Raw genomic sequence first — 23,115 nt, 5'->3', positions numbered from 1 at the left:
TGGTGACATTTCGAGCAACCGGACGAGGAGGGCGTCATGAGGATTCTGCTCGCCTTCGCCGGTAGCAGGGGCGATGCCCAGCCCGGCGTGCTGCTCGGCCGGGAACTGCTGGGCCGCGGTCATGACGTGACCATGGCGGTATCGCCGAACCTGGTCGAATTCGCCGAGCGCCACGGTGTTCCGGCCGTGCCGTTCGGTCTCGACAGCGACGTACTGCTGCGCACCCAGCGGGATGATCGGCGCTTCCGGCACCCGAACCCGGTCCAGCGCGTGCGCGCCGTGCTGGATCTGCAACGTCGCGGATTCGTCGAGGCCGCGGCGGATCTGCTCGCCGTCGCGGGTGGGCACGACTTGCTGGTGACCGGCATGGCGGGTGAGGAGGCTGCCGCCGAAGTCGCCCGCCACCAGGGTGTTCCGCTCGCGGCCGTGCATTTCTTTCCGATCATTCCCAACGGCAGCGTCCCGGTGGTGCCGTCGGGGTGGGGTAAGCGGATGCCGCCCACCGCCAACCGTGCGGGCTGGCGGGCCCTGACCGCGGCTCGTGCTCGCGCGCTGGCTCCCTGTGCCGGAGCGTTCCGCGAGTCGGCGCTCGTGGCGCGGCGGCCCGGGCTCGGCGCACCGGCGTATACGGCGATTCAGGCCTACGACGCCGCGCTGTTCCCAGGGCTCGCGGACGAACTGTGTGGCGTGCCGTTCACCGGGTTCCCGGTGCCTGCCGACAACGGTGCTGCGCAGCATGGTCCGCAGTGGCCCGCGCCGGGAACGAGCGCGGTCGAGGAACGAAGCACCGGCCTGGGAGCCGAGCTGTTCGAGTGGCTGATCGCGGGTCCCGCCCCGGTATACGCGGGTTTCGGGTCCATGCCGGTGGCCGAACCGGTGGCGTTGGAGTCGCTGGTCCGAGAGGTCGGACGGCGGCTCGGACGGCGGATATTGCTGGTGGGACCCATGTTCCGGGGCCGGATCGGTGACCAGCTGGCAGTGGTGGATCAGGTCGACCACCGGGCGGTGTTGCCGCTGTGCGACGCCGCTGTCCACCACGGGGGAGCGGGGACCACGGCAGCCGTGCTGCGGGCCGGGGTGCCGTCGGTGATCTGTTCGGTGCAGGCGGATCAGCCGTACTGGGGCAGGCAGCTGGAGGCGCTCGGGCTGGGCGCGACCGCGCCGTTCGCGGGACTGACCGCGAATCGACTGGAGCGGTTGCTGATTCGCGCGACCACGCCGGAGGTTCGCTTGCGGGCCGCCGCCTACGGTGCGCGGTTCCGGGACGACGGCGTGCAGCGGGCGGCGGATGTCGTCGAATCGCTGTCGCCGGAGAGGCCACGGCCAGTGCTCGATACAGGGGAACTATCGGCTTCGACCATGATCGGAGGTGCGCGATGAGCGGTGAGATCGCCATCGAGACACGGGGACTCGGAAAGAGCTTCGGATCCATGACCGCGGTGGACGCCGTCGACCTGAAGGTCCGGGCGGGCACGGTGTTCGCGCTGCTCGGGCCCAATGGCGCGGGGAAGACGACCACCGTGCGGATGCTGGCCACCCTGCTGCGGCCGTCACGCGGCACCGCAACGGTTTTCGGGTACGATGTCGTGTCGCAGGCCACCGCGGTGCGGTCGATGATCGGCCTCACCGGCCAGTACGCGGCCGTGGACGAGAACCTGACCGCGTGGGAGAACCTGCGCCTGTTCGGGCGGCTGCTCGGCCTCGGCCGGCGCGGAGCGCAGGACCGGGCCGCGGAACTCCTCGACGAGTTCGAGCTGACCGCCGCCGCCAACCGCCGGGTGGGATCGTTCTCGGGCGGCATGCGGCGCCGACTGGATCTGGCGGCGACGCTGATCACGGTGCCGCCCTTGATCTTCCTGGACGAGCCCACCACCGGCCTGGACCCGCACACTCGCGAGCGCATGTGGTCGGTGGTTCGCGGCCTGGTCGGCCGCGGCGCGACCATCCTGCTCACCACGCAATACCTCGAGGAGGCGGACGCCCTCGCGGACCGGATCGCCGTCATCGACCACGGCACCGTGGTCGCCGAGGGCACGGCGGGGGAGTTGAAGTCCTCCATCGGCGAGGAGATGCTGCGCCTCGACCTGGCCGATCCCGCCCAGCGCCCACTCGCCGACTCGGTCGTCGAAAGACTCACCGGCACAACGCCTCTGCGCGGCGACAACCCCGCCACCGTGACGGTGCCGCTCACCGATATCGGCGCCGCCGCCGACATCGTCGCCGCCTGCCGCGACACCGGGATCCGCCTGCGCGGCTTCGGGGTCGAACGCCCCGACCTGAATTCGGTGTTCCTGGCGCTCACCCGGCGCCCGGCCCGCACCACGCCTCCGGCCGAAAGGCGGACCGCATGACCGTCCTGTCCGACACCCCGGTGCTACTGCACCCCACCGCCCGCATCGCCCGGCAGCCGCGCCTCACCCGGGTCGGCCTGCGCGCGGGTCTGGCGCAGTCGCTGTTCATGGCCCAGCGCGGCCTGCTGACCTTCCGGCACAGCCCGCAGCTGCTCTACGACGCCGTGCTGCTGCCGATCGTGGGCCCGCTGCTGTTCGGCAGCGTCTTCGGCAAGGCCATCGCGGGCAGCCTGGACGCGTACCTGCCCACGCTGATTCCCGGTGTGCTGGTGCAGATCGTGCTCACCTCCTCGGTCGCCATGGGCGTCCAGCTCTCCGAGGACATCCGCTCGGGCGTCTTCGACCGCTTCGTCTCCATGCCGATCGCCCGCTTCGCGCCGGTGGCCGGCGGCCTGCTGGCGGGGGCGACCCGCTACGTGATCGCCGCGCTCATAGTGCTGCTGGTCGGCTTCGGCATGGGCTACCGGCCGGACCACCCGCTGGGCCTGGTGGCTGGCGCGGCCCTGGTGGTGTTCGCGACCACCGCCATGAGCTGGCTGTTCGCCTTCATCGGCGTGACCGTGGCCAAACCCGCCGCCGTGCAGGGCATGTCGATGCTGGTGCTCACCTTCGCCAGCTTCGCCTCCAATGCCCTGGTCCCGGAGGCGGCCATGCCCACCTGGCTGCGCCATGTCTCCGACTACAACCCCGTCTCGCATCTGGTGGCGGCGGTGCGCACCCTGGCCGAGTCCGGTTCGGTCGGCTCCGACTTCGCCTGGTCGGTGGGTTCCGCGCTCGTCGTCGCGATCGTGTTCGCGCCCTTGACCGTTCGCACCCTGCGTGCCCAGTGATCCGGAGACCGTCATGCCCGCAGTCCTGAACCGGCTCACCGCCGACGACGACCTGTTCCTGAAACTGCACGACCTGTACGGCAACGCGTTGGTCAACCAGCTGGCCTGGCGCTTCGACGAACCGCTGGATCCCGGTGCGCTGGAAGGCCTGCACGCGCACCTCGCCCACGGCTTCCTGGCGCGGCGGGTGATGACCACGTCGGTGCCCTTCGCCCGGCCGTGGTGGGTTTCGGCCGCGACGGCGGAACCGCTCGCCGTGCGACAACAGCCGGTACCCGAAACAGGCGTCCTGGATTGGCTTTTCGAACAGAGCCAGGTGGAGTTCGACCCGGTGACGGGCCGGGTGTGGCGACTGTCGGCCGCGCCCACCACCTCCGGGGGCACCCTGCTGTCCCTGGTCACCTCGCACGTGGGCGCGGACGGCGGCGCGGTGCTCTACGCGCTGGGTGACGCGCTGCGCCGCCTGGACGCCGGGGACACACCGGATATCGCCACGAGTTCGGGTCGTCTGGTGGGTTCGATCCCCACCGGTGGCCTGTTCCGCGCGCACCTCGCCGACGCCGTCGGCCAGGTGCGCGCCGCCGCCCGCGGTATCCGCGCGGCGATCAAAGCCCGCGACGTCCGCGAGCCCGACCGCAACCCGCGCCCCGCCGAACCGCGGCTGCCGCTCCCGGAACGCCACTCCGCCGCCGACCTCGTCGTGGAAGTCGATGCGGCCGAATGGAATGCCGTCGCCGCCGCCCACGACGGCACCGACAACGGCCTCATGGTCGGCGTCGCCGTCGGCCTGCTCGGCCGCAGCGGCCGCATCGAGGACGGCGCCGCGGTCCGGGTCGACATTCCGCAGTCCCTGCGCGGCCTCGACGATCCCCGCGGCAATGCCACCACCGGCCTGCCCATCGCCGTCTCCTACCGCAAGGGCGAGCGCACCGACCTGCGTCAGGTCCGGACCGCCGTCAAACAGGCGGCCCGCGCCTACTCCGATCCGGCCACCACCCCCGCGCTGCAACACCTCCAGCCGGTCCAGATGATGCTGCCGAAGTTCGTCCTGGGCTTCTTCTCCCGCACGGCCAAGGCCCCGGAATGCCTGTGCACGAATCTCGGCGAGACCGGTCAGGGCGTGGCGACCATCGCGGGGGTGCGCGCCCGCTCGGTGCTCATGCGCCCGGTGGTCTGCACCGCCGACACCGATCTGTTCCGTCGCGTGGAGGTCGGCCTGAACCTGTCCTGGTCGAGCGACGGCGACACCGTCACCCTCGCGATCACGGGTGCGGATCCGGATCGCTTCCCGACCCGGGAAGCCCTTCGCGACCTGGTCGGAGACGAATTCGAGGTCTGGGGACTGCGTCCTCGCTGCTGGAACTGAACCCTACTGGTCGGTACCTGTTGACGCGGCGCCAATGTACGCGTAACCATGGATTACAGATACTTAGGTCCATTTCCGAAAGAGGCTCTGACAATGACGTCAGCACACGCGACGGACGACCCCACGGTCGCGCTTGCCCGGCAGTACGCCGACAAGCTCATGCTGCTCTCGCAGGGGTCCGTCGACAAGAATTTCGATCCCTTCACCGATATCGATTGGGACCACCCCGATTTCGAGGTCAAGGCCGACGACAAGCGCTGGATCCTGCCCGTCTCCGGTGACATGTTCGCCCGGCATCCCTGGTATCAGGCCCAGTCCGAGGCGCGCAAGATCGCCATCGGCCTGTGGCGGCAGGCCAATATCGCCAAGGTCGGCCTGCAGTTCGAGACCCTGCTCATCGGCGGCATGGTGCAGCACACCTTCAAGCTGCCCAATGGCTCGCCGGAGTTCCGGTACTGCACCCACGAGGTCATCGAGGAGTGCAACCACACCCTGATGTTCCAGGAGATGGTGAACCGCATCGGGATCGACGTGCCCGGCATGAGCACGATCCTCAAGCAGCTCACCTACCTGGTGCCGCCGCTGGCCTCGGTCTTCCCGAACCTGTTCTTCATGGCGGTGCTGTCGGGCGAGGAGCCGATCGACCACATCCAGAAGGCGATCCTGCGCGCCGGCGAGGACATCCACCCGATCATGCGCGGCGTCATGGCGATTCACATCGCCGAGGAGGCCCGCCACATCTCCTTCGCGCACGAGTTCCTGGAACACCATGTGCCGCAGGCGAACCCGTTCGACAAGTTCGTGCTGTCGCTGGCCTTCCCGATCGTCATGTGGATCGGCGGGCGGGCGATCCTGGTGCCGCCGCGCGCGTTCTTCGAGGAGTTCGGCATCCCGCGCGAGGTCCGCAAGGAGGTGTTCTTCGGCTCCGCCGACTCGAAGGAGGCGTTCGCGGGCTTCTTCGGTGACGTGCGGTCGCTGGCCAAGAAGATCGGGCTGATGAACCCGGTGTCCAAGCGGGTCTGGAACGCCCTCGGCATCGGCGGCCCGAGCACTCGCTACCGGTCGGAGCCGGATCGGCCGGGCCAGGTCCGCGCAGCCTAGCCCGACCGGTTGTAGACGTTACCGGAAATAACATGTAATACTCGGTACGCCCGGACGCCGGTGTCCGGGCGCGACCAGAAGCGAGTTCCCCATGACGCGGCATGTCGACGTACTGATCATCGGCGCGGGCCTGTCCGGTATCGGCATGGCCTGCCACCTGACCAGGGAGAAGACCGGGCGCAGCTACTTGATCCTGGAGCGCCGGACCGCTATCGGCGGCACCTGGGACCTGTTCAAGTACCCCGGTATCCGATCCGACTCGGACATGTACACCTTCGGCTACGGCTTCCGGCCCTGGCACGGCACCAAGGTGCTCGCCGACGGACCGCACATCCGCCAGTACATCGAGGACACCGCCGCCGAATACGGCGTCACCGACCACATTCGCTTCGGTCGCAAGGTCACCAAGGCGTCCTGGTCCAGCGACGACAGCATCTGGACCGTCGAGGTGCTCGACGAGCGCACCGGCGAGACCGAGACCTACACCAGCGACTTCTTCATCGGCTGCACCGGCTACTACGACTACGACACCGGCTACCGGCCCACGTTCCCCGGCGAGGAGAGCTTCGGCGGCCGGATCGTGCACCCGCAGCACTGGCCCGAGGATCTCGACTACAAGGGCAAGAAGGTGGTCGTGATCGGCAGTGGCGCCACCGCCATCACCCTGATCCCGGCCATGAGCAAGGACGCCGCGCACGTCACCATGCTGCAGCGTTCGCCCACCTACATCGCCGCGCTGCCCGCCGACGACCCGGTCGCGGTCGGCTTCAAGCTGGCCAAGATCCCCGCGGCCATCGCCTACAAGGCGGGCCGGGCGCGCAATATCGGACTGCAGCGGGCCAGCTACCAGCTCTCGCGCACCAACCCGAAGCTGTCGGCCAAGCTGATGCTGGCCGCGGTGCGCGCGCAGGTCGGTCCCAAGATCGACATGAAGCACTTCACCCCCAGCTACAACCCGTGGGACCAGCGCCTGTGCGTGGTGCCCAACGGCGACCTGTTCAAGGTGCTGAAGCGGGGCGAGGCGTCGATCGCCACCGGCACCATCGAGACCTTCACCGAGAAGGGCATCCGCCTGTCCTCGGGCGAGGAGCTCGAGGCCGACATCGTGGTCAGCGCGACGGGTCTCACCGTGCAGATGCTCGGCGGCGCGGCGCTCGAGGTGGACGGGCAGACCCTGGCCACCCGGGATCTGGTGGCCTACAAGGGCGCGCTGCTCGGCACCGTCCCGAACATGATGGTGATCCTCGGCTACACCAACGCCTCCTGGACCCTCAAGGCCGACCTGGCCGCGGAGTACTTCTGCCGCCTGCTGAATCACATGCGCGACAACGGTTTCAGCGAAGTGGTCGCGGTGCCCGAGGAGGGCGACCGGTCCGAGGCGTCGCTCATGGGCGGCGCGCTGACCTCCGGCTACATCCAGCGCGGTGACGGCGTCATGCCGCGTCAGGGCACCCGGGGGCCGTGGCTGGTGATCAACAACTACTTCCGCGACCGCGCCATGCTGCGCAAGGCTCCGCTGGAGGACGGTGTGCTGCGGTTCCGCCGCGGCGCCCGCAAGGCGGCTCCGGTCGCGGCCGAAACCCGTTCGGCCTGATCGGATTCCGGATCTCGAACCCGGCCGTGCAGGGTGCGGCCGGGTTCGTCATTTTCCGGGACCGGGTGGGTGGCCCTAGACCGGCTGGAAGCCGCTGCCCACGCCCTTGCCGGCGTCGACCGCGGCGCGCACGGTGTCGAACGCGACGGCGATGACGGGGGAGTGCAGCGGATTGTTGGCGTCGGTGCAGCTGAATCGGAGATTGCGGGTGTCGCTGATCAGCGGCGCGGAGATCATGCCGACCAGCCTGTCGCCGCTGGTGACCGGCGCGCCCGAATCGCCGTAGCTGGAGCAGGCCTGCTCCAGCAGCCCCACCGGGCTCGACGTCCACACCACGCCGCAGGCGTGCCCGCTGGTCCGGCCGTTCTGGCACACCACGCTCCAGGCGGGCGGCGTCGGCGCGAACCCGGCGATGGTGGTGCCGTCGAACGAGCGCAGCGGGGTGACCGCGGCCGGATCGAATTCGATGACCGCGTAGTCGAGTTGCGCGTCCGCGGCGCGGACCACCCCGACCACCCCGGCGTCGGGGAACTGCTCGCCCTGCACCGGCGTGCCGGCCTCGGCACAGTGCCCGGCGGTGAAGCCGACCAGTCGCCCGGCGGCGTCGTAGCCGATGGTGGTCAGACTGCACTTGGCGGTGTGGCCGCCCTTGCCCAGCACCAGACCCGAACCGCCGCCCAGCGCGGCCTGCGTGTCACCCGGCGCGGCCTGTGCGGCAGGGACGGTCGGCAGCCCGCAGGCCACGGCCACCGCGGCCGGTGCGATCCAGCGCTTCACCTGCATTGACCGACCCACCTATCAACGATTCGACTAGACGCGTATTGCTCCACGGTAGCCCGCGGGTTCAGCGCAGCCAGATCGGGCGCTGTGCGGCGAAGGGATCGGACTGGACGTGCGGCGAATTCGACCAGATCATGGTTTCGCGCCGGTCGAGAGTGTAGCGGGGCCAGCCGGCGCCCGGGTCGGCGTTGCTGATGAACGCGACCCACGCCCGGTGGATCGCGTCGGCCAGCGCCTGTGGCGGATGCTCGCCGGTCACCGTGGTCACGCCCTGGGCCTGCAGCAGGTCGAAGGCGAACGGGACGTCGAGGCAGTGGAAGGACATGCCCTGGAACTGGGAGGCGTTCGAGGTCCAGGTGAATTCGTAGAGCCAGGTCGGCTGCCCGTGGCCGGCCCGCATCTCGGCCACCCGGTAGGACGGCATCCGGATCACGGCATCGCTCTGAGCCTGTCCCGCAAGCTGATTCGCCGACAGTCCCGGGTAGGCGAGGTGCCAGTCGGCGGCATGGGAGGCGTCGAAACCGAGCGCGCCCAGCGCGGCGGGCAGCGTGGTCTCGGTGACCGGCGGTCGTTCGCCGGTCAGCGGCGCGGCATTGAACTCGTGGGCGGTGAAGCCCAGCATGAGTGGAACATCTTGGTCCGCACCGGATTTCAGCACCTCGGCGCTGGTGGCTGGGATGAGCGTGCCGTCGGCCCACGGGGCCAGGCCGAGCAGGGTGGCGGCGCTGCTGTCGGGTCCGGGCATGCGCAGCTTGTCCTCGAGGTCCTGCAACCCGGACTTGCTCAGGTCCCGCAGCGCCGCGGCGGTGGCGGGCAGGCCGGTGCGCTTGGTGAACAGGGCCGACATGGCCAGCGCGGTGGCGCGATCATTGGGCTGGGTGACCGCGCCGGACTCCGAAATACCCGCGCGGAAAAGGCCTTTCGCGGACGGGGTGTTCATGAGCGCCCACACCGCGCCGCCGCCGGCCGACTGGCCCGCGATCGTCACCTTCGCCGGATCCCCGCCGAACGCGGCGATATTGTCGCGCACCCAGGCCAGCGCGGCGATCCAATCCAGCACGCCGCGATTGTCGGGGGCATCGTCGAGATGCAGGAAGCCTTCGATACCCAGGCGGTACCCGACCGACACCAGCACCACGCCGTCGCGATTGAACGCCGCGCCGTCGTACCAGGGGCTGGCCGGGCTGCCCGCCACGAACCCGCCGCCGTGAATCCACACCAGCACAGGCAGTTTCGCGTCCGGATCCGGCTTCGGGGTGAACACGTTCACCGTGAGGATGTCATCTCCGGGAATCGACGGCTCCGGAATCGCGGTCACCTCGGACAACTGCTTGACCTGAGCGGTCGGACCGTACCTGGTGCAGTCCCGGGTCTCGGCCCACGCGGCGGCGGGCACCGGCGCGGCGAACCGCAGCGCGCCCACCGGCGGCTGCGCGAACGGGATGCCGAGGAAGGCGGCGCCGGTCTCCCGCCGCACCCCGCGCACCGCTCCCGCCGCGGTGGTCACGACCACCGTCTCCGTCGACTTCTCGGACTCCGACGTCCCGCGCGCGCACGCCGCCGTGAAGGCCAGCGCCCCCGCTCCGAGCAGCAGAGTTCGTCGTCCGATCCGTTCCACGCCCATGCCAACCTCTGATCCCGAATTAACGTCAACACTTGAAATAATTATCTGACACCATAATCTCGATCCCGTGGATCCCACACCGCCCACCCGACGGCCCGCTACCCCCGGCGGCCCGACCGTGTCGTCCCCGACCGACGCGGCCGCCATTCGCCGTCGCAATCTGGGGCTGGTGTTGCGTCACCTCGCCGACCACGGCCCCTGCCCGCGCACCGAGGTGGCCGCCGCCACCGGACTGGCGCACGGATCGGTCACCGCCCTCGTCGCCGATCTCGCCGACCGCGGCCTCGTCGCCGAGGACGACGCCCAGCGTTCCGGCACCCGCGGCCGCCCCGGCCGCCCGCTGCGACTGGAAGCCGGTCGCGCCGCCGTGGCCGCCGTCCAGGTCACCTCCGAGCAGCTCCGCGTGGCCGTCTGCGACCTCGCCGGAAGCATCATCCGGCGCGACACCGTCGCGCACGACCTGGCCCCCGGCGCACCCGACGCCATGGCCGCCGCCATCGCGTCCATCATCGCCCGCGCCGCCGCCACGCTCCCCGAATCGGCCCCTGTCCCCGTCCTCGCCCGCGCGGTGATCGCCATGGCCGGCCCGGTCCTCGACGACCCCGGCCAAACCGTGGTGGTGGCACCGAATTTCGGCTGGCTCGAATCGGTCCCCCTGCGCGACTTGATCGCCGCCCACCTCCCGCCCCCCGCCGTGGCGGTCGACGTGATCAACGACGCCAATGCCGCCGCCCTCGCCGAATTCCACGCCCGCCCTCGCGATTCCCGCGGCCTGGTCCTCATCGAGGCCGGCACCGGCATCGGCGGCGGCGTTGTCCTCGACGGCCGCATCCACACCGGCAGCCACGGCATCGCCGGCGAGCCAGGCCACGTCCCGGTAGCCATGAACGGCCCCGACTGTGTCTGCGGTGCCCGCGGCTGCCTGGTCACGTTCGCGGGCCCCGAGGCCGTCCTCGAGTCCGCCGGCCTCGCCGCTCTACTCCACGGCCAGGGTCTGCAAGCCGCCCAATCCGAACTCCTGTCGATGCTGAGACAGTCCGAACCCCAAGCACTCTCGGCAATGGACGCCGCCGCCGCTGCCATCAGCACGGCGATTCTCTCGATCACCGCCCTCCTCGACACCGACGAAGTCGTCCTCGGCGGCCTGCTGGCGGACTGGTTCCCTTGGATCGCGCCGACCATCGAGAATCATCTCCGTGGCCGCCGGGCTCTGGCTCCCACGCTCGGACTTCGGATCGCACCGGCGGTGCTCGGCGACGATGCCATCCTCGTCGGCGCCCTCGGCTACGCCCGCCGCGCGGTCCTGGCCGACCCCGCCGTGGTCCCGCCGCTGCCGATCCTGCGTGTCGCTGAAGATTCGCGGTGAACTGACGCCGGGTGGTGGTTCGATGACGGAATGGACCTGCGCCAGGATCTGAGCGGTACTGTCGACGGACTCATGCCGGAGTTGAAAATACTGCTCGGGCAGCTGGTCGAGATCCCGTCCATCGCGTTCCCGGACTATCCGAAGGAGAATGTCCAGCGGGCGCACGATCTGGTCGCCGAGGAGTTGCGGAAGTCCGGGGTGGGGGAGATTCGGGTGTTGGATCTGCCCGACACCTCGCCGGTGGTCTACGGGCGGATTCCGGCTCCGGAGGGGGCGCCGACCGTGCTGTTGTACGGGCATTACGACGTGCAGCCCTCGGGGGATGAAAGTCTGTGGCACACACCGCCGTTCACGCCTACCGAAAAGGACGGGGCGATCTACGGGCGGGGCGCGGCGGACTGCAAGGCCAATGTGGTGGCGCATATCGGGGCGTTGCGGGCGTTCGGAGGTAGGCCGCCGGTGGGGGTGACGGTGGTGATCGAGGGGCAGGAGGAGTACGGGTCGGTCTTCGACGACTATCCGGCCGAGCATCCGGAGTTGTTCGCAGCCGACGCGTTGTTGATCTGCGATGCGGGCAATATTCGCGCGGGGCAGCCGACATTGGTGACCGCTCTGCGTGGGGTCGCGGATGTGTTCGTGGAGGTGCGCACGCTGGCCGCGCCGGTGCACTCGGGGCAGTTCGGCGGTGCGGCGCCGGATGCGCTGCTCTCGTTGATCGCCGCGTTGGCCACCCTGCACGACGCGGATGGGAATGTCGCGGTGCCGGGGCTGCGTCGCGATCACTGGTCGGGCGTGAACTACACCGACGCCGAATTCGCTCGGGTGACGGGGATGCAGCCGGGGATGCCGTTGCTCGGGACCGGTCCGATCGGCGAGCGGATCTGGTACGGCCCCGCGATCACCGTCATCGGGTTGGACGCCCCGCCGACGAAAACCGCTGCGTCCGCGGTGGTTCCGTACGCCAAGGCGTACCTGAACGTGCGCGTGCACCCCGAACAGGACCCGGCCGAGGGGCAGCGGGCCGTCATCGAGCATCTGAGGAAGGCCAAGCCGTTCGGAGTCGAACTGGAGGTGACCGGCGGCGATATCGGCACCGGATTCGCCGCGCGCACCGACGGTCCCGCGTACGCGGCCATGGGGGAGGCCATGACCAAGGCGTGGGGTGTCGATGCCATCGATTCGGCCATGGGCGGTTCCATTCCGCTGACCAATTCCATGGCCGCCGCCAATCCCGGTTCCGAGGTGCTCATGCTCGGTGTCGAGGATTCCGAATGCAATATGCACGGCTTCAACGAGCGGGTGCTGCTGAGCGAGTTGCGGAATGTGGCGCTGGCCGAGGCCGAGTTCTTCCAGCTCTTCGCGGACCGGATGCGCGAATGAGCGAGACCGCGACGATCGAGGACACTCCGAAGCCCGTGCGGCACAAGAAGAAGCGCGGGTTCCCCTCCACGTACACGATCCTGGCCGGGGTCACCCTCGCGGTGTGGCTCGCGGCCTTCGTGATTCCGCCGGGCGCCTACGACCTGGACGCGCAGGGCCGCCCGATCGCGGGCTCCTATCACCGCATCGCGGAGGCCAAGGAGTTCTCGGCGCGCATCCGGGACCTGTTCCTGGCTCCGGTGAACGGCCTCTACGGCATTCAGGACCCGAAGACCTCGCAGGTCGCCCCGGATCTGAGCGGCTCGCTCTACGGTGCGGCCGCGGTGTTCCTGTTCGTGCTGGCGGTGGGCGCGTTCATCACCGTCGCCTTCGCCACCGGCGCACTGGACAGCGGGATCGGACGCTTGGCGTTCAAGCTGCGCAACCGGTCGATCCTGCTGATCGTCGGCATCATGGTGGTGTTCGCGATCGCCGGCACGGTCGAGGGATTCGCCGAGGAGACCCTGGGCTTCTACGCCCTGCTGGTTCCGTTGACCCTGGCCCTGGGCTATGACCGCATGACCGCGGTCGGCGCGATCATCTCGGGCGCGGGCATCGGCGTGCTGTGTTCGACGGTGAACCCGTTCGCCACCGGCACCGCGTCCTCGGCGGCGGGCATCGCCATCGGTGACGGCATCGTGCTGCGCCTGGCCATGCTGGTGGTGCTGACGACGGTCACCGTCGCCTACGTGATCTGGTACGCGCGCCGCGTCAAGGCGGATCCGAGCAAGTCGTGGTCCGGCTGGCAGCCCGGCGACAGCGAGGTGAAAGCCGATGAGCACGAACCGGATCCGATGACCCGACGTCAGGTGGCGGTGCTGTGGCTGGTAGGCGTCACCTTCGCGTTCATGATCTTCTCGATCATCCCGTGGGGCACCGTCATCAAGGGCCCGGACGCGAAACCCTACAGCTGGGAACTGGGTTGGTACTTCCCGGAACTGACCGCCCTGTTCCTGCTCGGCGCGATTGTGGTGGGCCTGGTGGGCGGCCTGGGCGAGGCCAAGATGTCGGAGAACATCGGCAAGGGCTTCAGCGATTTCGTGGGCGCGGGCTTCGTCATCGTGCTGGCCCGCGGCGTCACGGTGATCATGAACAACACCCAGATCACCAGCACGGTGCTGCACGCGCTGGAGGGCGTGGTGTCGGGCACCTCGTCCGCGGCGTTCGCGGTGGCGGTGTTCCTGGTGAACGTGCCGCTGGCGTTCCTGATCCCGTCCACCTCCGGGCACGCCACGCTGGCCATGCCGATCATGGCCCCGCTGGCCGACTTCGCGCACGTGCCGCGGTCGCTGGTGGTGACGGCCTGGCAGTCGGCGTCGGGCTGGGCGAATCTGGTGACGCCCACGACCGCGGTGGTCACCGGCGGTATCGCGCTGGCCAAGGTGCGGTACGACCGATATGCGAAGTTCATCGTTCCGCTGATGGGCATCCTGTTCGTGCTGATCTGCGTGTTCCTGGCGATCGCGGCCTGGCTCGGCTAGCCGACGTCGGGCTCGACGCCGGTGAACTGGGTCCAGCACTGCCGCAGGTAGAACTCCATGTCGATGGTCGGGTCGATGAGCCATCGCGCCTGCAGACCGTCGGTGAGGGCCATGAACGACGTCGCCATCACGTCGGGGTCGACGGTGGACGGGACCTCCCCGGCGCGCTGCAGCCCGCGGATCAGTTCGGCGAAGGCGGCGGTGCCGAGTTCGTAGTGCACCCGCATGTATTCGTGGGCGGGATGATTGGGGTCGGCGGCCGCGGCCTGCATGTGGGTGAAGAGTTCGATGAGTCCGGGGACCTGGGTGTTGTGGCGGATGAGCCGGATCAGGGCCTCGGGCGTGGCCTCGTTCAGATGGGCGGCGGCGTCGACCTGATCCCGTTTGAGGAGCACCGCGACGAACAGTTCCTCCTTGGAACCGAAGTAGTGCAGCAGCCCGCTCTGGCTCAGCCCGACGGCCTCGGCCAGTTCGGCCACCGAGGTCGCGAGGAAGCCGCGTTCCGCGATGGTCTTCAGGGCGGCTTCGAGGATCTGCTCCCGCCGTTCGATGCCCTTTCCGTAGGGTCCGCGTTTCGCCATCGCTCGAGTCTAAGGGGATTGTGAGAGATCCTTGTTCGTCAAAACCGAGCAGTGTACGGTTTTCGACATGCGATTCCGCCGCCCCACCCTCGCCCTGCTGGTCATGGCCGCCTCCGCTGGAATGACCGTGACCGCCGCGCCCGCGTTCGCCCGGCCCGAGCCGCCCGCGCGGATCGCGCCGCTGGGCCCGGATTTCCTGTGGGGCGTCGCCAATTCCGGGTTCCAGTCCGAAGGGCACGCGCCGGACAGCAACTGGTCGCGCTACGCCGCCTCCGGGCGGACCGAGGACGCCTACCGCGACTCGATCGACTTCTACGACCACTACGAGTCCGATATCGAGCTGGCGCGGCAGCTCGGCGTGAAGGTGTACCGGATCAGCGTCGAATGGGCGCGGGTGCAGCCCCAGCCGGGGGTGTGGGACGAGAACGGACTTCGCTTCTACGACAAGGTGATCGGCGCCATCCGGGCCGCCGGAATGCGGCCCATGCTCACCCTCGACCACTGGGTGTACCCCGGCTGGGAGGCCGATCGCGGCGGCTGGAACAACCCGGACATCGTGTCGGACTGGCTCGCCAACGCCCGCACCGTGGTGGATCGCTACGCCACCGCCGACCCGCTGTGGGTGACGTTCAACGAACCGGCCATGTACATGCTCAACGAACTCCGGATGGGCAATGTGTCCGCGGCCGCCATGCCGGTCATGCAGGATCGAATCGCGCAGGCGCACAACGCCGTCTACGACTACATCCACCAGGTACAGCCGGGCGCGATGGTCACCAGCAATGTCGCCTACCTGCCGAGCGTCGAAGACGCGGTGGACGGGCCGCTGATGAGCCGGATCGCGGCCAAGCTCGACTACATCGGGATCGACTATTACTACGGCATGTCCCCGGACGCCCTGTACTCACCCGACATCGCCTCGATGTGGAAGAACCCGCTCCAGCCCGAGGGCATCTACTACGCGCTGGACCACTACGCGCGCGCCTTCCCCGGCAAGCCGCTCTACATCGTCGAGAACGGCATGCCCACCGAGAACGGCGCGCCCCGCGCCGACGGCTACGCCCGCGCCGACGACCTGCGCGACACCATCTACTGGGTCCAGCGCGCCAAGGCCGACGGCATGAACGTGATCGGCTACAACTACTGGAGCCTCGCCGACAACTACGAGTGGGGTTCCTACACGCCGCGATTCGGCCTCTACACGGTCGATGTCGAGACCGATCCGACGCTCACCCGCCGTCCCACCGACGCGGTTCCGGCGTACACCGCGATCACCGGCGCGGGCGGCGTTCCCGCCGACTACCGCCCGACCCGCGAACCCGAGACCTGCTCGCTGCTGGACGCGCCGTCGAGCTGCACCGACCCGGTCGTGTTGCCGCGCTGACCCGCTCGCCGTGCGTCAGCGCAGCGCGGGAATCACCTCGCGCTCGAACAACTCCGCACCCGAGGTGTCATAGGCGGTCTCGGGGAAGTAGTGGATGGAATACCCCAACCCCAGATCCTTGACCTGCGAGAGCCGTTCGACGATCTGCTCGGGCGTGCCGACGGCGGGGGAGTTGCGGAACAGATCCTTGACGTGCTGGGCCGCGCCCTCCGCGCCGACGAACGGGGTGAGCCGGGACTCCAGCTGCGTCAGCCGCTCCTCGACCTCGGCCTCGGTCGCGCCGACCAGCGTATTGAAGTTGGAGCTGCGGGTGATGGCGTCGAAATCCGTTCCGACCGCGGCACAGTGGCCGCGCAGCAGCTCCGATTTCTGCGCGAAGGTCTCCGGGTCGCCCGCGAAGTTGGTGTACTGCGCGTACTTCGCGGCGATCCGCAGCGTCACCTTCTCGCCGCCGCCCGCGACCCAGATCGGAATCCCGCCCTCCTGCAGGGGCAGCGGCCGCACGATCGCGCCGTCCACCTGGTAGTGCTTGCCCTCGAGGGTCGCCGTACCCGTCGTCCAGGCCTGCTTGAAGATCTGCACGCCTTCGTCGAGCCGGCCCAATCGCTCACCGGCGGAGGGGAATCCGTACCCGTAGGCGCGCCATTCGTGCTCGTACCAGCCGCCGCCGATGCCCATCTCCACGCGTCCGCCGGAGATGAGGTCCACGGTGGCGGCGACCTTGGCCAGGTAGGCCGGGTCGCGGTAGCTGATGGCGGTGCACATCTGCCCCAGCCGGATTCGCGAGGTGCTCGCGGCCAGCGCCGACATCAGCGTCCACGCCTCGTGCGTGGCCTCCTCGGTGGGCACCGGGACGGTGTGGAAGTGGTCGTAGACCCACAGCGATTCCCAGGCGTCCGCGGAATCCGCGCGCGTGGCCAGGTCCCGCATCACTCCCCACTGCGCGGCCGGGTCGATGCCGACCAGGTCGAGCCGCCAACCCTGCGGGATGAAGATGCCGAAGCGCACGAGATGTCTCCTCTGTTCGAATCCGGTCCGATCGAATCGATTCCGGCATCCACTGTTCCCGTCACCCCGCCCGGCGGCAACCGTTCTGTACAGCCCGCGCCGAACTACCGCGTGCCGCCCTCTGGTCCGGCGATATCGGCCGGGGCCAGCACTTTCCGTAGCGCGGACGCGACGGTCTCGAGCTCCTTCGCGTCCAGCTTCTCCCCGAAGCGCCGTTCGATGCCCGCGAGATAGTGCGGCGCGGACGCCCGGAATCTCCGCCGGCCCTCGTCGGTGATGGCCACGAACGCCGACCGTCCGTCGTCGGGATTGGCTTCGCGCCGGACCAGCCCTTGCATCTCCATCTCGGTCACCAGCCGGCTCACCCGGGTGCGGCTGAGCACCACCCGCTCACCGAGATCGCTCATCCGGAGCCGGTGCGGCGCATCGAGTTCCAGCAGGACGTCGTACCAGCTCAGCGGTAGACCGGTGGCGTGGCGCAGTTCGGCGTCGAGCTCGGGCACGAGCAGGGCGTGGACCTGGAGCAGGGCGGCCCAGGCGTGCACGGCCGGATGGGATCGGGAGGACACCGCCCCATCTTAACCGGTTGCGTGCGCGCACACCTAAGTAGTAGCGTGCACACGCACATAAAATTCCGTGAAAGGAACTCCCATGACCGCACTCATCACCCGCGAGGAACTCGCTCAGGAGATCGCCGCCGGAACCGTCACCGTGCTCGACGCCCTCGGCGGCGTGTACTACGAGAAGGCGCATCTGCCCGGCGCGCTCGCGCTGATCGAGGCCGACGTGGAAACCGAAGCGCCGCGCCTGCTTCCGGACCGCGCCGCCGCCATCGTCACCTACTGCTCGAACGCGGCCTGCCCCAACAGTCAGAACGTGGCGACCAAGCTGGAACGGCTCGGCTACACCAATATCCGCAAGTACCGTGACGGCATCCAGGACTGGACCGACGCGGGCCTGCCCGTCGAAAGCTGATCGGCCCTCGGGGAATCCGCCGGGAGCTCAGTCCTTGACGGTGATCGACAGCCGGGGCCGGGTGGGGTTGTCGGGGGAGACCCGCTCCCAGACGGCGTCCAGCATCGGGGCCAGCAGCAGTTCGCCGAACTGGCGCAGCAGCACGGCGACGATCTGGTCCGACTCCGGCTTGTCGGTCGAGGCCAGACCCGCGGCGCGGAGTCCGGCGACCTCGCTGCGGGTCAGTTCGACCACCGCGTCCAGCAGGTGGATGCGGGTCTCGGAGGGTTCGAGCAGCGACCGGCGGATGTAATTCACCACGGCGGGGTTGGCGTGCAGCATGTTCCGCACCGCCTCGTCGCGGGCGGAGGCGACCTCGGCGTGGGTGCCGGTCGGCGGGATCGAGGCGACGGCCTGTGCGAAGTATTCGACGACCAGTTTGTCGACCGCGTCGCGCAGGCCGTCCTTGGTCTTGAAGTGGTGCTGAACCAGTCCGAGGGTGACGCCGGCCTCGGCCGCGACCGCGCGCAACGACACCCGGGAGTCGCCGTACTGGGCGAACAGGTCCATGGCGGCATTGCGGATTCGGGCCTTGGCGGTCAGGTCCTCATTGGTGGCTCGTGGGTTCAGCATCGCCCCTCAATTTAGCGGTTCCGGGCCGTGTACCCGGCAATTGATGCGATTGACCGGTTCACAATACAACTGTATCGTTCGCGATATGGAGGAACCAACGCTGCGGCCTCTCGCCGGAGTCGAAGTCGTGTCCCTGGCCGTCAATCTGCCCGGCCCCCTGGCCGCCGCGCGGCTGGCCGAGCTGGGCGCGCAGGTGGTCAAGGTGGAGCCGCCGACCGGTGACCCGCTGGCCGCCGCCGCGCCGCAGTGGTACGAGCACCTGGTCGCGAGCCAGCAGGTCGTCACCCTCGACGTGAAGCAGGACGCCGACCGCGCCAAGCTCGACGAGCTGCTGGCCACCGCCGACCTGCTCATCACCTCCATGCGGCCCTCCGCCCTGGCCCGCCTCGGCCTGGCGCAGCCGCAGCAGCGCTTCCCCGAGCTCTCGCTCATCGAGATCATCGGCCACGCCGACGAACCCGAGGTCCCGGGCCACGACCTGAATTACCAAGCCGTGCACGGCACCCTGACCCCGCCGCACATGCCGAAGGTCCCGATCGCCGACATGCTCGGCGCGGAGCGCGCGGTGTCCACCGCCCTGGCCGCCCTGGTACGCCGCGCGACGACCGGTGCGGGGCAGCCGTATCGGGTCGCCCTGGAGGAAGCCGCGGCCCGCGCGGGCGACGCCGTGCGCTACCGCCTCATGGGCGACGACGCGGTACTGGGCGGCGCGTTCCCCGGCTACGGCATCTACGAATGCGCCGACGGCCACGTCGCGCTGGGCGCGGTGGAGCCGCACTTCTTCCTGGGCGCGCTGGCCACCTTCGGCGCCGACGGGACCCACGAGGCCTTCCGGAAAGCCTTCGCCGACAAGACCATCGCCGAGCTCGAAGCCATCGCCGCTCGGGAAGACCTGCCGCTCAACGGCATCCGACGCAACAACGGAGAGTGACACCGATGTCCGAACTGTTCCCCGACTATCGGCCCACCTGGGAGACCGATCAGCATCGCGAGCTGCGCAAGCACGCCGCGGAGTTCTTCCGCAAGGAGGCCGTGCCCAATCGCGAGCGCTGGACCGCCCAGCACATGGTCGACCGCGAGTTCTGGAACAAGGCCGGCGCCGCGGGCCTGCTCGGCCTGGACCTGCCGGAGGAATTCGGCGGCGCGGGCGGCGATTACGGCATGCAGGCCATCGTCCAGGAAGAGCTGGTCTACGCCCACGACAACGGCTTCGGCTTCTCCGTACACTCGCCGATCGTGTCGCACTACGTCTACAACTACGGCAATGACGAGCAGCGCGCGAAGTGGCTGCCGGGCATCATCAGCGGCGACCTGGTGCTGGCCATCGCCATGACCGAGCCGGGCACCGGATCGGATCTGCAGTCGGTGCGCACCACCGCGATCCGCGAGGGCGACCACTACGTCATCAACGGCTCGAAGACGTTCATCTCCAACGCCACCCACTGCGACCTGCTGGTGATCGTCGCCAAGACCGACCCGTCCAAGGGCGCGGCGGGCGTCTCGCTCATCGTGGCCGAGACCAAGGATCTGCCGGGCTTCGAGCGCGGCCGGGTGCTGGAGAAGATGGGCCAGCACGCGCAGGACACCCGCGAGCTGTTCTTCTCCGACATGCGCGTCCCGGTGGCGAATCTGCTGGGCGCGCAGGAGGGTCTGGGCTTCTACCAGCTCATGGAGCAGCTGGCCCGGGAGCGGCTGATCATCGCCAGCCTGTGCTCGGCGCTGGCCGAGGCCGCGGTGCTCGAAGCGCTGCGCTACTCCAAGGAGCGCGAGGCGTTCGGCCGCCCGATCGGCAAGTTCCAGCACAACGCCTTCACCCTGGCCGAGGTCAAGACCGAGGCGCTGGCCATCAAGACGCTGGTGGACTACGCGATCCAGCAGTACATCGACGGCAAGAACGACCCGTCGACCGCGTCCATGGCCAAGCTGTTCGCCGCGGAGACCTGCGACAAGGTGGTCGATCGCTGCCTGCAGCTGTTCGGCGGCTACGGCTACATGATGGAGTACCCGATCGCGAACATGTACACGGGTTCTCGCGTGAACCGCATCTACGGCGGCACCAGCGAGATCATGAAGGAGATCATCTCCCGCTCGCTGTGAGGCGGGGCCCGGCGGCGGGCGGTTGGGGGCCGCCGCCGGGACATCCGAGTTCAGGCCGGCCGGGACCGGCTCACAATGGCCAGGCACACCGCGCAGGCGGCGGCGAGGACGCCGAACATGGCGGGGTAGCCGACACCGAGGCCGTTGTGGCACACCGCCATCAGGGCCGGGACGCCGAAGCCGAGGTAGCTGACCGCGTAGAACACCGCGGTCAGCCCGGCCAGGTCGTCGGGGCGGGCCATGCGCTCGATCTCCAGCAGGCCCGCGACCAGGCCGCTGCCGAATCCCATGCCCAGGGCGATCGCGGTCAGCACGGTCAGCCACAGGGTGAGGGTGGCGGAAGCGGCTGCGGCGAGCAGCATTCCGAGGATGACCAGGCTCAGCGCCAGCAGCGGCAGCCGCACCGAGCCCGGACGATCGATCTTGCGTGCCACCGACTGGATGCCGAAACCGCAGCCGAGGGTGATCACGGTGATCAAGGCGGAGAACGCGATCGGGGCGTCGTGCACCTTGGGCATCATGAGCGTCGGCATGATGGCGTACGCCGCCGCCGACGAGGTGAACAGCCACAGGCACACCGGCAGCGCGATGGTCCGGAAGCGGTGATGCGCACCGACGGGGACCTTCAGATCGTCGAGGAGTCGTCCCGGATTCACCTGCGGCACTATGGTTTCCGGCGCGCGGAACAGCAACACCGCGGCCGCCGCGCACAGCGTCACATTGATCAGATAGGCGAGCGAGTCCGGCCACGGACCCCACTGCGCCAGCACGCCCGCCACGCCCGCGCCGACGCCGAAGCCGCCGGTGAGGCTCATGGCCGAGCGGCGCGCCCCGGTGCCGGAGGCGGTGCCGGCGGTGAACGGCGGCTGCGACAGCTCCTTGAGCCAGCTGCTGCCCACCGCCATGGCCAGGCCCAGCGCGATGCCGCACAGCACCCGGCCCGCGGAAAGCATGGGGACCGAATGGGATCCGAAGGCCAGCAGCGTCGAGCCGGTGGCCGCGATGAACGGCGCGGGCCGCATGAGCGGACGGCGGCCGTAGCGGTCCGACAGCGGGCCGCCGATGAGCAGGGCGGGCACGATGCCCAGCACGTATTCGAACAGCAGCAGGTCGACGGTGGTGACGGGCAGCCCGTCGCGCTTGTACATGACCAGCAGCGGCGTGAATTCGTTGCCGCCCCACGCGATCGCGAAGATGGCCGTCGCGACGGCGAGCCACGCCTTGGGGTGCGTCCCAAGTCGGGTGGGGCGGGTTTCGAGGGTGGTCAGGGTCGCCATCACAGGCCCCTGGGGGTGACGCCGTGCACGTCGGTGAGGTGTTCGGCGAGGGCCTCGGCGAATCCGGCGCCGTCGGCGGCGTCGATCAGATCCGTGAGGCGGGTGTGCTGCTCGATGATGCGGTGCGGGTTGGTCTCGCCGCGTTGCAGCGCGACGCTGTTCATCCGGCGCTGCCGTTCGCGCAGCGAGTCGTAGAAGCCGATGAGCAGCGGGTTGTCCGCGGACACCACGTATTCGCGGTGGAAGTCGGCGTCGGCGATGGCGAATTCCTCGAGGTCGCCGGCGTCGGCGAGTTCGCGCTGGCGGTCCAGGGATTCGCGCAGCCGGGGGATGAGGCCCGCGCGGGCGATGCGGGTGAGCGCGTCCACCGCACCGGTTTCCACGATGTAGCGGGCGTGGATCACGTGGTCGGCTTCGTGCGAGGGGACGGGCACCACGAGGGCGCCGCGCTTGGGGTAGAGCCGCATCCAGCCCTCGGTCTCGAGCCGCAGGAAGGCCTCGCGGACGGGGGTGCGGGAGGTGCCCAGCTCGCCGGCCATCTCGTTCTCGCTGACCAGCTCCCCGCCGGGGAGGTCGCCACTGAGGATGCGTTCCTTGATTTCGCGGTAGGCCCGCTCGGCGGCGGAGAAAGTCTTGGACACGACTTGCATACTAGAGGTGTCGTGGGATGATTTGCCTGGATGTGGCGGGTTTCACGGACTGTGATGAAAGAGTTGCGCGGCAACCCTCTCACGCGGAATGATTCACCTTGTTGGCAGCACGTCAGTAAGTTGCCATTAACTTCTGGGACGAGGAGGTCCGCATGGCGAACGATGCCCCCGCGCTGAACGAGGTCGTGAACGGCGGTCTGGAGTTCACGATTCCGATCGCGCACAAGATGGGGGTGCGGGCCGAGGAGGTGCGCCCCGGGTTCGCGGCCACCACGGTCCCCATCGAGGGCAACGGCAATCACTTCGGCGTCATGTACGCCGGTGTGCTGTTCACGGTCGCGGAGATCCTGGGCGGCGCGATCGCCATCTCCAGCTTCGACACCGCCAAGTACTTCCCGTTGGTGAAGGACCTGCACGTGTTCTTCCGCAAGCCCGCCGCCACCGATGTGCGCGCCGAGGCGTCGCTGTCGGAGGAGGAGATCGCGCGGATCACCGAGGAGGCCGACGCCAAGGGCAAGGCCGACTTCACCCTGACGGCGAAGGTGACCGACGCCAATGGCGTGGTCGTCGCCGAGACCGAGGGGCTGTACCAGCTGCGCGCCCACGGCAAGTAGGCCGC

22 protein-coding genes are annotated in these 23,115 nt (G+C 69.2%); 14 read left to right on the top strand and 8 right to left on the bottom strand.

Annotation, left to right across the window (positions count from 1 at the left end):
- Positions 1 to 36: 36 nt before the first annotated feature.
- The 6 genes from ACWEOI_RS29095 to ACWEOI_RS29070 all read left to right on the top strand — a co-directional run bounded on the left by ACWEOI_RS29095 (position 37) and on the right by ACWEOI_RS29070 (position 7,242).
- Entirely contained in the window at positions 37 to 1,380 is a 1,344-nt protein-coding gene (locus ACWEOI_RS29095; RefSeq protein WP_452361635.1) for a glycosyltransferase, read from the top strand.
- Positions 1,377 to 2,351: an ATP-binding cassette domain-containing protein gene (locus ACWEOI_RS29090; protein WP_452361634.1), complete on the top strand. Its 975-nt coding sequence runs from the start codon at positions 1,377 to 1,379 to the stop codon at positions 2,349 to 2,351. Before ACWEOI_RS29095 ends, ACWEOI_RS29090 begins: the two co-directional genes overlap by 4 nt.
- A complete protein-coding gene (locus ACWEOI_RS29085; RefSeq protein ID WP_452361633.1) occupies positions 2,348 to 3,181 on the top strand; it encodes an ABC transporter permease in 834 nt (277 codons plus the stop codon). Before ACWEOI_RS29090 ends, ACWEOI_RS29085 begins: the two co-directional genes overlap by 4 nt.
- Before the next feature lie 13 nt (positions 3,182 to 3,194).
- Positions 3,195 to 4,547, top strand: coding sequence for a hypothetical protein (locus ACWEOI_RS29080; RefSeq protein ID WP_452361632.1), 1,353 nt, complete (start codon positions 3,195 to 3,197; stop codon positions 4,545 to 4,547).
- Between the two features lie 93 nt (positions 4,548 to 4,640).
- Positions 4,641 to 5,648, top strand: a complete 1,008-nt coding sequence (locus tag ACWEOI_RS29075) for a diiron oxygenase (RefSeq protein WP_433671279.1) — start codon at positions 4,641 to 4,643, stop codon at positions 5,646 to 5,648.
- A 91-nt stretch (positions 5,649 to 5,739) separates the two neighbouring features.
- Positions 5,740 to 7,242, top strand: a complete 1,503-nt coding sequence (locus tag ACWEOI_RS29070) for a flavin-containing monooxygenase (protein WP_452361631.1) — start codon at positions 5,740 to 5,742, stop codon at positions 7,240 to 7,242.
- A 75-nt stretch (positions 7,243 to 7,317) separates the two neighbouring features.
- Here the strand turns inward: ACWEOI_RS29070 and ACWEOI_RS29065 are convergent, their stop codons facing one another.
- Both ACWEOI_RS29065 and ACWEOI_RS29060 read right to left on the bottom strand, forming a co-directional pair.
- Positions 7,318 to 8,025: a hypothetical protein gene (locus ACWEOI_RS29065; RefSeq protein WP_433671283.1), complete on the bottom strand. Its 708-nt coding sequence runs from the start codon at positions 8,023 to 8,025 to the stop codon at positions 7,318 to 7,320.
- Between the two features lie 61 nt (positions 8,026 to 8,086).
- Positions 8,087 to 9,646 (bottom strand): carboxylesterase/lipase family protein, encoded by a 1,560-nt coding sequence (locus tag ACWEOI_RS29060; protein WP_452361630.1) that lies wholly within the window; start codon positions 9,644 to 9,646, stop codon positions 8,087 to 8,089.
- A gap of 67 nt (positions 9,647 to 9,713) precedes the next feature.
- Between ACWEOI_RS29060 and ACWEOI_RS29055 the strand changes: the two genes are divergently transcribed.
- From ACWEOI_RS29055 to ACWEOI_RS29045, 3 genes are read left to right on the top strand one after another with little or no spacing between them, the layout of a single operon-like run.
- Positions 9,714 to 11,012: an ROK family protein gene (locus ACWEOI_RS29055; protein ID WP_452361629.1), complete on the top strand. Its 1,299-nt coding sequence runs from the start codon at positions 9,714 to 9,716 to the stop codon at positions 11,010 to 11,012.
- Positions 11,013 to 11,042: 30 nt separating this feature from the next.
- Complete coding sequence (locus tag ACWEOI_RS29050; protein WP_452361628.1) at positions 11,043 to 12,392, top strand: M20/M25/M40 family metallo-hydrolase; 1,350 nt, start codon at positions 11,043 to 11,045, stop codon at positions 12,390 to 12,392.
- Entirely contained in the window at positions 12,389 to 13,912 is a 1,524-nt protein-coding gene (locus ACWEOI_RS29045) for a YfcC family protein (protein ID WP_452361627.1), read from the top strand. Before ACWEOI_RS29050 ends, ACWEOI_RS29045 begins: the two co-directional genes overlap by 4 nt.
- Here ACWEOI_RS29045 and ACWEOI_RS29040 read toward each other — a convergent pair.
- Positions 13,909 to 14,493 carry a TetR family transcriptional regulator gene (locus tag ACWEOI_RS29040; RefSeq protein WP_433671292.1) on the bottom strand — a complete coding sequence of 195 codons (585 nt, stop codon included), beginning with the start codon at positions 14,491 to 14,493 and terminating at the stop codon, positions 13,909 to 13,911. The genes ACWEOI_RS29045 and ACWEOI_RS29040 overlap by 4 nt on opposite strands.
- Before the next feature lie 67 nt (positions 14,494 to 14,560).
- Between ACWEOI_RS29040 and ACWEOI_RS29035 the strand changes: the two genes are divergently transcribed.
- Entirely contained in the window at positions 14,561 to 15,877 is a 1,317-nt protein-coding gene (locus ACWEOI_RS29035; RefSeq protein WP_452361626.1) for a family 1 glycosylhydrolase, read from the top strand.
- A 15-nt stretch (positions 15,878 to 15,892) separates the two neighbouring features.
- On the opposite strand, the gene ACWEOI_RS29030 is transcribed toward ACWEOI_RS29035, so the two are convergent.
- Both ACWEOI_RS29030 and ACWEOI_RS29025 read right to left on the bottom strand, forming a co-directional pair.
- Positions 15,893 to 16,885 (bottom strand): LLM class F420-dependent oxidoreductase, encoded by a 993-nt coding sequence (locus ACWEOI_RS29030; RefSeq protein ID WP_452361625.1) that lies wholly within the window; start codon positions 16,883 to 16,885, stop codon positions 15,893 to 15,895.
- A 104-nt stretch (positions 16,886 to 16,989) separates the two neighbouring features.
- On the bottom strand, positions 16,990 to 17,454 hold the full coding sequence (locus ACWEOI_RS29025) for a MarR family transcriptional regulator (RefSeq protein ID WP_433671297.1): 465 nt from the start codon (positions 17,452 to 17,454) through the stop codon (positions 16,990 to 16,992).
- Between the two features lie 82 nt (positions 17,455 to 17,536).
- On the opposite strand from ACWEOI_RS29025, the gene ACWEOI_RS29020 reads away from it, so the two are divergent.
- Complete coding sequence (locus ACWEOI_RS29020; RefSeq protein WP_433671298.1) at positions 17,537 to 17,860, top strand: rhodanese-like domain-containing protein; 324 nt, start codon at positions 17,537 to 17,539, stop codon at positions 17,858 to 17,860.
- A gap of 27 nt (positions 17,861 to 17,887) precedes the next feature.
- On the opposite strand, the gene ACWEOI_RS29015 is transcribed toward ACWEOI_RS29020, so the two are convergent.
- Complete coding sequence (locus tag ACWEOI_RS29015; RefSeq protein WP_387307930.1) at positions 17,888 to 18,472, bottom strand: TetR/AcrR family transcriptional regulator; 585 nt, start codon at positions 18,470 to 18,472, stop codon at positions 17,888 to 17,890.
- Between the two features lie 100 nt (positions 18,473 to 18,572).
- Between ACWEOI_RS29015 and ACWEOI_RS29010 the strand changes: the two genes are divergently transcribed.
- Entirely contained in the window at positions 18,573 to 19,403 is an 831-nt protein-coding gene (locus ACWEOI_RS29010; protein ID WP_452361703.1) for a CoA transferase, read from the top strand.
- A gap of 5 nt (positions 19,404 to 19,408) precedes the next feature.
- The gene (locus tag ACWEOI_RS29005) at positions 19,409 to 20,569 is read left to right on the top strand and encodes an acyl-CoA dehydrogenase family protein (protein WP_452361624.1); all 1,161 of its coding nucleotides are present in this window, start codon (positions 19,409 to 19,411) and stop codon (positions 20,567 to 20,569) included.
- A 50-nt stretch (positions 20,570 to 20,619) separates the two neighbouring features.
- Here the strand turns inward: ACWEOI_RS29005 and ACWEOI_RS29000 are convergent, their stop codons facing one another.
- Both ACWEOI_RS29000 and ACWEOI_RS28995 read right to left on the bottom strand, forming a co-directional pair.
- Complete coding sequence (locus tag ACWEOI_RS29000) at positions 20,620 to 21,846, bottom strand: MFS transporter (protein ID WP_452361623.1); 1,227 nt, start codon at positions 21,844 to 21,846, stop codon at positions 20,620 to 20,622.
- Entirely contained in the window at positions 21,846 to 22,496 is a 651-nt protein-coding gene (locus tag ACWEOI_RS28995) for an FCD domain-containing protein (protein WP_433671304.1), read from the bottom strand. Before ACWEOI_RS28995 ends, ACWEOI_RS29000 begins: the two co-directional genes overlap by 1 nt.
- A 152-nt stretch (positions 22,497 to 22,648) precedes the next feature.
- Between ACWEOI_RS28995 and ACWEOI_RS28990 the strand changes: the two genes are divergently transcribed.
- The gene (locus ACWEOI_RS28990) at positions 22,649 to 23,110 is read left to right on the top strand and encodes a PaaI family thioesterase (protein ID WP_379278953.1); all 462 of its coding nucleotides are present in this window, start codon (positions 22,649 to 22,651) and stop codon (positions 23,108 to 23,110) included.
- The last annotated feature ends 5 nt before the right edge of the window (positions 23,111 to 23,115 follow it).

Source organism: Nocardia sp. NPDC004340, from assembly GCF_053602575.1.
This window is presented reverse-complemented; position numbering and strand designations above follow the sequence as displayed.